A 10,478-nucleotide genomic window follows, 5' to 3' on the forward strand; every position below is an offset into this window, starting at 1 on the left:
CGATCAGCCCCGGGTCAGCTTCTTGTAGGTGGCGCGGTGCGGACGCGCGGCGTCGGCGCCGAGCCGCTCGATCTTGTTCTTCTCGTACGACTCGAAGTTGCCCTCGAACCAGAACCACTTGGAGTCGCCCTCGTACGCGAGGATGTGGGTCGCGACCCGGTCCAGGAACCAGCGGTCGTGGGAGACGACCACGGCCGCACCCGGGAACTCCAGCAGCGCGTTCTCGAGCGAGGACAGCGTCTCGACGTCGAGGTCGTTGGTGGGCTCGTCGAGGAGCAGCAGGTTGCCGCCCTGCTTGAGGGTCAGCGCGAGGTTCAGGCGGTTGCGCTCACCACCGGAGAGGACACCGGCCGGCTTCTGCTGGTCCGGGCCCTTGAAGCCGAACGCGGAGACGTAGGCGCGGGAGGGCATCTCGACCTGGCCGACGTTGATGTAGTCGAGCTCGTCCGAGACGACGGCCCACAGCGTCTTCTTCGGGTCGATGTTCTCGCGGCTCTGGTCGACGTACGAGATCTTGACGGTCTCGCCGACCTTGATCGTGCCGGAGTCCGGGGTCTCCAGACCCTGGATCATCTTGAAGAGCGTGGTCTTGCCGGCGCCGTTCGGGCCGATGACACCGACGATGCCGTTGCGCGGCAGGGTGAAGCTGAGGTCGTCGATGAGGACCTTGTCGCCGAAGGCCTTGGAGAGGTTGTTGACCTCGACGACGATGGAGCCCAGGCGCGGGCCCGGCGGGATCTGGATCTCCTCGAAGTCCAGCTTCCGCATCTTGTCGGCCTCGGCCGCCATCTCCTCGTAGCGGGACAGACGCGCCTTGGACTTGGCCTGACGCCCCTTGGCGTTGGACCGCACCCACTCCAGCTCTTCCTTGAGCCGCTTGGCGCGCTTGGCGTCCTTCTGGCCCTCGACCTTCAGGCGGGAGGCCTTGTTGTCGAGGTACGTGGAGTAGTTGCCCTCGTACGGGATGGCGCGGCCGCGGTCCAGCTCCAGGATCCACTGGGCGACGTTGTCGAGGAAGTACCGGTCGTGGGTGACGGCGACGACGGTGCCGGCGTACTTCGCGAGGTGCTGCTCCAGCCACTGCACGGACTCGGCGTCCAGGTGGTTGGTGGGCTCGTCGAGAAGCAGCAGGTCGGGGGCTTCGAGGAGCAGCTTGCACAGCGCGACGCGGCGGCGCTCACCACCGGAGAGGTTGGTGACGGGCCAGTCGCCGGGCGGGCAGCCCAGGGCGTCCATGGCCTGCTCCAGCTGGGTGTCCAGGTCCCACGCGTTGGCGTGGTCCAGGTCGTCCTGGAGCTTGCCCATCTCCTCCATGAGGGCGTCCGAGTAGTCGGTCGCCATCAGCTCGGCGACCTCGTTGAAGCGGTTCAGCTTGCCCATGATCTCGGCGGCGCCGTCCTGGACGTTCTGGAGAACCGTCTTGGACTCGTCGAGCGGGGGCTCCTGGAGGAGCATGCCGACGCTGTAGCCCGGCGACAGGAACGCGTCGCCGTTGGAGGGCTGCTCGAGGCCCGCCATGATCTTGAGAACGGTGGACTTACCGGCACCGTTGGGACCGACCACACCGATCTTGGCGCCAGGCAGGAAGCTCAAGGTGACGTCGTCGAGGATCACCTTGTCGCCGTGCGCCTTGCGCGTCTTGCGCATGGTGTAAATGAACTCAGCCAAGAGAAACCGTCCGGACGCTTGAAATCGGCAGTGGGCAGATACACCCCATCTTGCCTGACGGCTACCCCTCGGGGGAAACCCGTTCGGCCGGGGGGCTGTGACCTGCGGTTCTACTACCGGCCCCCGTAGCTCACTTGTCACTGTCGGTCGCCATCGGTCTGCCTCGGCGACCCTCGGACGGCCCAGAGACGGCCCAGCCGTGGCGCGCTCGACCGCCGGCGACACCTCGACCCGCCCCGCCTGAACCGCAGCCGACGCCAGTCAGCCACGACGGCGGGACGCCGACCGACCACGCACGCGTGGCCTCGCCGCACCCCCACGGACCTCAGCCACGCCATCGGTGCCGTCGACCAGAGCAAGCAGTGACGGCCGGCCCGTGAGGACAGGGCTCTCGACGTGTTGCGGCCAAGGGGCTCGCATACCTTCACGTCATGGACTTCAACATCACCGCGGGAGAGGAAGCCGTCGTGTTCCACATGGCGAGCCTCGTCCACGATGGCCTCTCCCCCACGGATGACGACTTGGCGAAGGAGCTGGGTGACGAAATTCGCCCAGTGCTGCAATCGCTCCTGGGCAAGGGTTGGCTTGTGATTGACGAGAATCGTGAGCTCGGCTTGTCCACGATCGCGCGCCATGTCGTGGCCAACCGCAGGGATGCCGAGGGGCCGCAGGCGTCCCAATAGATATGAGCTGTCCAAACCGCAGCGCCATCAGCTTGGGAAGCTGCGGTCATTCGGGGCTGATCCGGGCGCTGACCTGGGTATACGACCTGGCCGTGGTCTCGTCGGGCTCCACTGCTCTCACCGTGATTCCCCGCTGCCCCGCTCGATCTGGGACGCTGGACGAGCGGCACCTGTGGAGGAACCCGAGCACCTGACGAGGCTACGGCTGACCGCAAGATACGGGACTTGGCTCTGTCGAGGATCTTGTGAATTGCATCCTGAGCAGGATCATTGTTGTCCGGTACTACGCAGGGCCACCGCGATGTGGCTGTAGCTGGGTATGGAAACTCCGTTGGCCTGCTCGTAACGGACTGCCTGTGCGAGCCCGAGTTTCTCCCCAGTGGACAGGGTCCGGTTCCCTGTCCACAAAAGCACCTTCAGTTGCTCGTTCTGGATGGCGAGAAGCGGTTCGACAGGCTCCAACGGCAGGCCGGTACGGACGCACCAATCGGCCACTGCGGTCCAGTAGTCGGTCAGGGTGCTCCAGCAGACTGCACTGCGGGGACCTAGCAGGGCGTACACCTCGTCGGGCGACCAGAGCGTGTCGAGGCCGTGCGACACAAGGTTCTGGATGTTCTCCAGCAGTGAGGTGACGAACTCGTAGTTCGCCTCGTCCCCGAGCAGTTCCTCCACGATCGCCAGAACCTCGGTGACCGCGTCGGAGTTGCGCTGGGCGACTCGATAGGCGACCTCTCGACAGACGTCCTGGTCGTTGCCGTCATCTGTCGATCCGGGCCTGATCCCTGCAACGTCAAGCAGTCGCCGAGATCGCTCGGCCGGCCGTCGGCGCCATGGAAATCGCATCGTGTCTTCTCTTCTTCCGCGGACTCCTCCAAAGACCGTGCGGCCCTGGCGGCCGCTCATCATGACAGGGCGCCCAACCAGGGCCGGGCCGTGACCTGGCGGTTCACCGCGCTCGCTTCTGGCCGATCCGTCACCGGCTGTCGCGAACGGGCGCCGCGGGGCGACAGCGCACGGCCCGCGACGGCCGGGACCGCCGTCGGGCCCGCCGGCCTCGCCCTCCCGCACGGAGGGACGCTCGCCTCCCGCTCCGGACGCTCGCCCTTCCGCTCAGGGGGCACCCGCCCCTCCGCTCGGGGGACGCTCGCCTCCCACTCGGCGGACGAGGCCGACGGACCTCGTCACCGGCCGGACAGCGGCATCACGTCATCCGGCCGGAAAGCCGCATCACTTCTTCCGGCCGTCCACGATGACCGGCGTGCCGTTGGAGTCCGTGCCGCACGGCACCGCGTACACCGGGTTGGCCTTCGCGGCCTCCTTGTACGCCTCGATGCACTGGTTGTACAGCACCCGGTCGCTCAGTGACGCCTCGATGATCTTGTTGGCGCGGGCGATGCCCTCCGCCTCGATCCGCTTGCGCTCCGCCTCCGCCTTGGCCGTGCGCGACGCCTCGGTCGCCCGCTCGGTGGCCTGCTCCTGCTGGATCTTCTTGTCGATCTGGTCCTGCAACTTCGCCGAGGGCTTCACATTGCGCAGGTTGACGGAGGTGACGTCGATCCCGCGAGGCGCCAGTCGTTCCTTGACGCGGTCGGCGATCTCCGAGCTGATCTGTTCGCGGGCGGACGCGTAGCCCTCCTCGCTGGTGTGCTTCGCGAAGACGTCGCGGATGATCTCGCGGCTGTCCGGCAGCACCAGCCGCCCCTCGACGGCCTCCTCGCTGCCCGCCAGCCGGTACAGCTCGACCGCCTTGGCCGGCACCACGGCCCACTTGACGGTGACGTCCGCGTAGAGCACCCCGCCCTGCGAGGAGCGGACCTCCACCACGTCCTTGTCGATGAGGTCGAGATCCACCGGGCGGGTGGAGAAGGACGTGACGTCGGTGAACGGCGACTTGAAGTGGATGCCCGAGACCATCGGCGTACCGATCCTGCCGAAGGTCACCGGCACGCCGACCTCGGAGGCGCTCACGACATGGACACAGGCGAAGGCGCCCGCGAGCAGACCCGCGACGGCACCGAGCGCCGCCCAGAGTCTCCAGCGGCCCGCATCATCGCGGCCCCGGCCGACGAGAAACAGCACTACCGCCACTATGAGCAGCGCGACGCACAGCACGAACACAGAGATCCCCCTCCGGAAACGATTCCGCGCCTCCAGGGGCGCGACCCCGGCGCATCGTAGCGACCCCGGGACCGACCCGTACGCGCCCGAACCGAGCGGGAACCGGGGAGATCACCCGACCTTGACGAGCGGGGTAACGGGGCGCCAACGCGCGCTGTACGCAAGGCATATGACGCATCGTCCGACGGCCAACCGGCTTTTCTTCCGCACGAGCACAAGGGCGGATACTGCAAGTGGGCCCGCCGTACATCACGGGGAGTACATCGCGGGCGAACGGAGAGGCCACGCGTAGTTCATGGACAGCTTTGCAGGACCGACCATCCTGGTATTGGTCGCCGCGGTGATCGTCGTACTCAAATACCGTCGGCGTGCGGCCGGGCAGGCTCCCCTGCTCACGGTCAGCGGAACGACCGGGCGGATCGCCGTGGCCGTGGCCTTCGCGGCCGGCTGCGCCTGGGCCTGGTCTCAAGGTCTCCCGGTCATCAACGCGGGTGTCCTGGGCCTGAGCCTCGCCCTGCCGACCGGAGCAGTCGCCGAATTCCTGGCGCATGGGAGCGTCCGGCGCATGTGATGAGCGCGGGCGCCCGAAGGACGACCCGGCGAGTCCGCCGGACGCGGTCCATGGGATGGGCGGCGTCGGCGTCACACGCAGGACACCGAAGGGCCGGCGACGGCGAGGGAGGGAAGCCTCCCTCGCCGGCCCTTCGCTCCGCGCCGCCGTCCGGCACCCCGCGCCTCTGATCCCTGCCAGGCCCCCGGCATCGTCACCGGCGCTCCGGACCATCTGCCCTGCCCCCTTCGACACCACCCGTCGGCACGGCCCCGCCACGCGGTGTGACCTCCCGCGGCCTCGCCTCGTGTCCCGCCTGCCCGAGGAGGACACTTCTTCTTAGGGGCTGAATCAGTCTCCGCGGGGGTTCACCGGGGGCAGCGGCTTCGGAGGTGATCGCGATGACACAGATGACAGCGATGCAGACACGGACCACGGTCGGCTGGCACGTCGAGATGGAGTTCCAGGAGGACGACCACCGCACCCGCGCGGCCGCCCTGCTGCGCCTTCCCGACGGCAGCGAGGTACGAGCCCACGGCTACGCCAGCCGCCACCCCTCCGACTCGAACCAGCCGCGGGTCGGCGAGGAGGTCGCGGGCGCGAGGGCGTTGAACGAACTCGCCATGCAACTGCTGACGAAGGCCCACGACGAGATCGACGCGGAATCGGGCAGGACGTCACACGCGCTGAGGTGACAACGGCGGGCGGGGGATCCGGCGTTGCCGGGCCGAGCCGGGTGGGCACCTTATGCGAGCCTGCGCGCGTCCCACACGGATTCCGCGCGACTCCCACAGATTCACTTGGTCGCCACTACAGTCACCCGCGCGTCGATCACCGCACGTCGCAGGGCCCGAGGCAGCAGGGCGGAGGTGTCGGCACACACGAGTCGCATCGTTCTGGGGGGCTTCATGCGTGACATGGTCAAAGGGTCGAACGTCTCCCTCGCGGCATTGAGCGAGACCATCGATTCGGTGATCGTCAGTCTGGGCTGGGGAAGCCCGACCGGCGAGGGGGACGCCGATGTGTCCGTCCTCCTGCTGGACGCGAACGGCAAGGTACGCAGCGACGCCGACTTCTGCTTCTACAACAACCCGGTCGCCGCGGACGGAAGCGTGCAGCTTCTGGGCAAGACACCGACGGCGGACGGCAACGAGGACCGGATCAGCTTCGACCTGACCGCGGTGTCCTCCGACGTCGAGCGCATCGTCCTGGCGGCCAGCCGTTACGAGGGCGCCCGCTTCGGAGAACTGGAGTGCGTGCGGCTGACGTTGGCGGACGGCGGCGGCGAGGAACTCCTGCGCTTCGCCATCGACGACGCCGATTCGGTGAGCGCGATCATCTTCGGCGAGCTGTACCGGCGCGCGGAGGAGTGGAAGTTCCGCGCCGTCGGCCAGGGTTACGACGCCGGTCTCGCCGGTCTGGCCACGGACTTCGGGGTCGACATCGACGACGACCCGGCGGCCGAGGAGGCGCCGGCGGGGGCATCCGGTGACGATCGCGCCGACACGACGGCGTCGGCGGCAGCGGAACCCGGGCCGTCGGCGGCGGCCGTCCCGTCCCCTCGCCGGGCCGGGGACGAAGCCCGGCCGGACAAGAAGGCGGCCGGGCGGCCTCGTACGGCCAAGAAGAAGGTCACCCTGCCCAAGACCGCCGGGAAGACGCTGGCGGAGAACGAGTCGTGGAGGGACGCCCGGCTCTTCCCGGCGTCCGCGCTCAAGAGCGACCGGGAGCGGGAAACGCGCGCCACCTCGGTGCTGCTGTCCGTGATGGCCCAGGTGCCCGAGTTCGGCAGGAGGCTCACCGCCGCGTTCGGAGCACCGGCCGGTCGAATGGAGACCTTCACCGAGGTCACCCTGCCGCACGGTGACACCCCGCGCCGCCCCGACGGAGTGATCCGCGTCGAGCGGGCCGGCAAGCTGTGGACGGCGCTCGTCGAGACGAAGACCAACGGTGCCGCGCTCAGGGCCGAGCAGGTGCAGGCGTACATGGACATCGCCGCGCGCCGTGGCTACGAAGCCGTGATCACGCTGTCGAACGACGTGGCGCTGGAGGGCAGCCCGCTCGTCGAGGTCAAGATCGACAGAAGGCGCAAGCACAAGGTGACCCTGTGGCATCTGTCGTGGGCTGAAGTCGCCCATCAGGCGCAGCTGTTGATCCGCCACGAGGGCGTCGGCAACGCGGCGCACGCCTGGCTGCTCCAGGAACTGCTGCACTACGTGCGCCACGAGAACTCCGGCTGCCACGGCTTCCAGAACATGGGACCCGCCTGGGTGCCGGTACGCAACGGAATCGACCACGAGACCTTGTGCCAGGGAGATCCACGCGCGCTGGAGGTCGTGGAGAGCTGGGAGCGGCTCATCCGCCAGGTCTGCCTGCGGCTGGGCGGCGAACTGGGGCAGAAGGTGCTGCCCGTCCAGCGGACCAGGCGCGGAGCCGACCCGAAGACCCTCCGCGACCGCCTCGCGGACCAGCTCTGTCTCGACGGGAGGCTTCGGTCGGAACTGCGCATCGAAGGCACGCCCGGTGTCCTGGCGATCAGTGCGGATCTGCGAACAGGCAAGCTCCGTACCTCGATCGAGATCCCGGCACCCGAGCGGGGCTACCCCCTGCCGTCGGCCAAACGACTGATCCGGCGCCTGGCGGAGGCTCCCGCGGATCTCCACGTCGAGACCCTCGTCGAGGGCGGGGCGGTGGGCCCGCGCGGCACCCTCGAGCGCCTCCGTCCGGAGCCGGCCGACATGCTGCCCAAGGCCCCCGGCGCCCAGATCACCGGCTTCCGCCTGTCCCTCTTCAAGGGGATGGGAAGCACCCGCGGCAACGCGGAGTCGGGCTTCATCCGCAGCGTCGACGAAGCGGTGCACCGCTTCTGCACCGGCGTGGTGGTCCACCTGGACGCCACGCCTCCGCGCCGAACCCCGGCCCGGGAGTCGCCGGCCCCGAGCTGAGACCCGAGGATCGCCCCGGCACCGGCCGCCGCACCCGCCGAGAACCTTGGTACACATTCAAGGCGTATTGCTCACGGCCGCCCTCGAACCCCGCCCACCGACCTGCCCACCCCGGACGTGCGGGAGGCGCTGACGCGGTGATTCCCTGATCACCCGCGTGTTCACCGGTGATGCGACGACTTTCGCGAAACCGTGAACTCTTCGAAACCCATCGGGGAACAGCAGGTGACACGCACTCACCGACGAGTCAGGGGAAACATTGTGAGCGGACCGCCACCGTCCACGGCACGGGCGGAGGACGACGCGGAGATAGTCGCGCAGTCGTTGGAGCAGTCGGAGCTGTTCGCCCTGCTCTACGACCGCTACGCCCCCGACATCCACCGCTACGTGGCCCGTCGCCTGGGCGACGCCGTCGCCGACGACATCACCGCCGACACCTTCCTGGTCGCCTTCCGGATCCGCTCCCGCTACGACCGCACGCGCGCCAACGCGCGCCCCTGGTTGTACGGCATCGCCGGAAACCTCATCGGCAAGCAGCGCCGCGCCGAGGTGCGGGCGCTCCGGGCGCTCGCCCGTACCGGCCACGACCCGCTCACCGTGTCCGGGGGCGAGTCCTGGCTCGAGGACACCGACAGCCGGATCGCGGCGCAAGGCCCGCTGGCCGGCGCCCTCGCAGGACTGTCGGCGCCGGACCGGCACGTCCTCCTGCTCGTCGCCTGGGCCGAACTCACCTACCAGGAGGTCGCGGAGGCGTTGGACATTCCGGTCGGCACGGTTCGTTCGCGGCTCAACCGGGCGCGACGCAAGGTACGTACAGCGCTGGGTGCCGATCCCGCGTTCGTGATCGACGTGGCGGAGGTGGCGTAGCCATGGACGAGATGACCGAAGTGCGCGAGTTGCGCGCCCATGTGCCGGTACCCGACCGGGCCCGGCTCGCACCGGGACGGGCGCGGCTCACCGAGGCCGTGCGGGCCAGGGAGACGCGGCACGCGTTGTGGCGACGGCGGGAGTTCGCGGTCGTCGCGGTCGTGGCCGCGGTGACCGCCGTCGCCGTCGCCGCCACCCTGCTGGTGGGTGGGAAGGGCGCAGGACGCACGGTGCACCCCGCGGCCACGCCGAGTGTGCGCTACAAGGGGGTGAGCGCGGCCGAGTTCCTGCGGCAGGCCGCTGACGCGGTCCAGGCTCAGCCGGAGCGCGCCGCTCCGACGGCGAAGCAGTGGATCTACATCAAGTCGGCGCAGGAACCGTTGGAGAAGTCCCGCCGTTTTATGGGCGATCAGGAGAGCTGGATCCGGTTCGACGGCTCCGCCATGGCCTCCCGGATGGGGAACGAGCCGCTCGACATCAGCAAGATGCACCTGGAGAACGGGGCCGAGGGCGACGACCGCTCGGCGCGCGAGATGTACCGGGTCCTCGTTGCTTTGCCTGCCGACGGCACGGGGACGCTGAAGGCGCTCCGCGAGCGGAACGCCATCGCCGACTCGAAGGAACTGTCACAGGCACGCAACGACTACTTCGAGATCAGGGTCCTGCTGTCGGCCGATGTGATGCCGGCCAAGGGCCTGGCCTCGCTCTATCGCGCCCTCGCGCTCGTACCGGGCGGAAAGGTCACCGACCACCTGGTCAAGACCGCCGCCGGACGCCGGGTGATCGCTGTGGATTACAGCCGCGGGAAGAACCCCAGGTCCGGTAAATCGATGGCTGATCAGTTGCTGATCGACCCGCAGACCTACCAGGTCGTCGGCATGCGGATCGTCGCAGGAGACGGCAAGGTCCTCGGCGGCGATTCGCTCATCGCGACGGCTGTGGTGAACCGGGCGGGTGACCGCGGCTGACCCACCACGATTACGGGCGGCCCGCACCACGGGGGCGGGCCGCCCCTCTCCCGCCCCGACGGTGTGAGCGGTGAGGACAGCCGACCTCGCGCGCCACGCCGGCCCACGACGACCGGCACGCGCGCCCGGCCAAGTGGCTCAACGACGGGATTCCACCCGCCCAGGTGGCGGACTGGGCCGGCAACAGCGTCCCGGGGCTCCTGGCGGCCTACGTGCGATGCGTCGAGGGACAGCCCACTGACTTGAAAAGGCGCCTCGAAGCCGCGGGAGATCTTCCCGAGCCACCCGGCATGGGCTGAGGCTCCTCGCGGAAAACTTCGACACGTACGCGACAGGGCCACCCGCGAAAACCCGGTGACAGCCGTACGACCCCGGACCCCTCCCTTGATCATCGGGAAGGTGTTCCGGGTCTCGCCGTATCGAGTGAAACATGACCTGACCAGCAAAAAGCCCTCCCGAACGGGAGGGCGGAGACTGGCGCCCCCGGCAGGACTCGAACCTGCGGCCAAGCGCTTAGAAGGCGCCTGCTCTATCCACTGAGCTACGGGGGCCGGTTGTGTCGGCCTGTGTCCAGGTGCCCGGGTGTGGGCGGATCCGTGACCTTGCCGGGGACAAGGATAGGGCTCCCGCATCCCTGCCCCTCATACTGCGCCTCCGTGGCTCGATGTGGAGGTTCAGT

General features: G+C 68.8%; 9 protein-coding genes and 1 tRNA gene. 6 read left to right on the forward strand and 4 right to left on the reverse strand.

Annotated elements, in window-relative coordinates; translation table 11 throughout:
- Positions 1-3: 3 nt before the first annotated feature.
- Complete coding sequence (gene ettA / locus WJM95_RS10965) at positions 4-1,668, reverse strand: energy-dependent translational throttle protein EttA (protein WP_339129404.1); 1,665 nt, start codon at positions 1,666-1,668, stop codon at positions 4-6.
- Positions 1,669-2,099: 431 nt separating this feature from the next.
- Here ettA and WJM95_RS10970 point away from each other — a divergent pair, with 431 nt between their 5' ends.
- Positions 2,100-2,351 carry a hypothetical protein gene (locus tag WJM95_RS10970; RefSeq protein WP_339129405.1) on the forward strand — a complete coding sequence of 84 codons (252 nt, stop codon included), beginning with the start codon at positions 2,100-2,102 and terminating at the stop codon, positions 2,349-2,351.
- A gap of 267 nt (positions 2,352-2,618) precedes the next feature.
- On the opposite strand, the gene WJM95_RS10975 is transcribed toward WJM95_RS10970, so the two are convergent.
- Both WJM95_RS10975 and WJM95_RS10980 read right to left on the reverse strand, forming a co-directional pair.
- Entirely contained in the window at positions 2,619-3,194 is a 576-nt protein-coding gene (locus WJM95_RS10975) for a hypothetical protein (RefSeq protein WP_339129406.1), read from the reverse strand.
- Positions 3,195-3,578: 384 nt separating this feature from the next.
- Positions 3,579-4,430, reverse strand: a complete 852-nt coding sequence (locus WJM95_RS10980; protein WP_339129407.1) for a prohibitin family protein — start codon at positions 4,428-4,430, stop codon at positions 3,579-3,581.
- A gap of 334 nt (positions 4,431-4,764) precedes the next feature.
- Here WJM95_RS10980 and WJM95_RS10985 point away from each other — a divergent pair, with 334 nt between their 5' ends.
- The 5 genes from WJM95_RS10985 to WJM95_RS11005 all read left to right on the forward strand — a co-directional run bounded on the left by WJM95_RS10985 (position 4,765) and on the right by WJM95_RS11005 (position 9,799).
- Positions 4,765-5,040 carry a hypothetical protein gene (locus WJM95_RS10985; RefSeq protein ID WP_339129408.1) on the forward strand — a complete coding sequence of 92 codons (276 nt, stop codon included), beginning with the start codon at positions 4,765-4,767 and terminating at the stop codon, positions 5,038-5,040.
- Positions 5,041-5,429: 389 nt separating this feature from the next.
- Positions 5,430-5,714: a DUF1876 domain-containing protein gene (locus WJM95_RS10990; RefSeq protein WP_339135469.1), complete on the forward strand. Its 285-nt coding sequence runs from the start codon at positions 5,430-5,432 to the stop codon at positions 5,712-5,714.
- 213 nt (positions 5,715-5,927) lie between these two features.
- Entirely contained in the window at positions 5,928-7,964 is a 2,037-nt protein-coding gene (locus tag WJM95_RS10995; RefSeq protein WP_339129409.1) for a TerD family protein, read from the forward strand.
- Between the two features lie 261 nt (positions 7,965-8,225).
- Positions 8,226-8,831, forward strand: coding sequence for a sigma-70 family RNA polymerase sigma factor (locus WJM95_RS11000; RefSeq protein WP_339129410.1), 606 nt, complete (start codon positions 8,226-8,228; stop codon positions 8,829-8,831).
- 2 nt (positions 8,832-8,833) lie between these two features.
- Complete coding sequence (locus WJM95_RS11005; RefSeq protein WP_339129411.1) at positions 8,834-9,799, forward strand: CU044_5270 family protein; 966 nt, start codon at positions 8,834-8,836, stop codon at positions 9,797-9,799.
- A gap of 475 nt (positions 9,800-10,274) precedes the next feature.
- On the opposite strand, the gene WJM95_RS11010 is transcribed toward WJM95_RS11005, so the two are convergent.
- A tRNA-Arg gene (locus WJM95_RS11010) sits at positions 10,275-10,350 on the reverse strand.
- Between the last annotated feature and the right edge of the window lie 128 nt (positions 10,351-10,478).

It is taken from the genome of Streptomyces sp. f51 (genome assembly GCF_037940415.1).
In the GTDB taxonomy this organism is placed as follows: domain Bacteria; phylum Actinomycetota; class Actinomycetes; order Streptomycetales; family Streptomycetaceae; genus Streptomyces.

Excerpts from the sequence above, each read along its gene's own strand:
- WJM95_RS10985 (WP_339129408.1), top strand. The coding sequence starts at position 4,765 with ATGGACAGCTTTGCAGGACCGACCATCCTGGTATTGGTCGCCGCGGTG.
- WJM95_RS10990 (WP_339135469.1), top strand. The coding sequence starts at position 5,430 with ATGACAGCGATGCAGACACGGACCACGGTCGGCTGGCACGTCGAGATG.
- WJM95_RS11005 (WP_339129411.1), top strand. The coding sequence starts at position 8,834 with ATGGACGAGATGACCGAAGTGCGCGAGTTGCGCGCCCATGTGCCGGTA.
- WJM95_RS10995 (WP_339129409.1), top strand. The coding sequence starts at position 5,928 with ATGCGTGACATGGTCAAAGGGTCGAACGTCTCCCTCGCGGCATTGAGC.
- WJM95_RS10970 (WP_339129405.1), top strand. The coding sequence starts at position 2,100 with ATGGACTTCAACATCACCGCGGGAGAGGAAGCCGTCGTGTTCCACATG.
- WJM95_RS10975 (WP_339129406.1), bottom strand. The coding sequence starts at position 3,194 with ATGCGATTTCCATGGCGCCGACGGCCGGCCGAGCGATCTCGGCGACTG.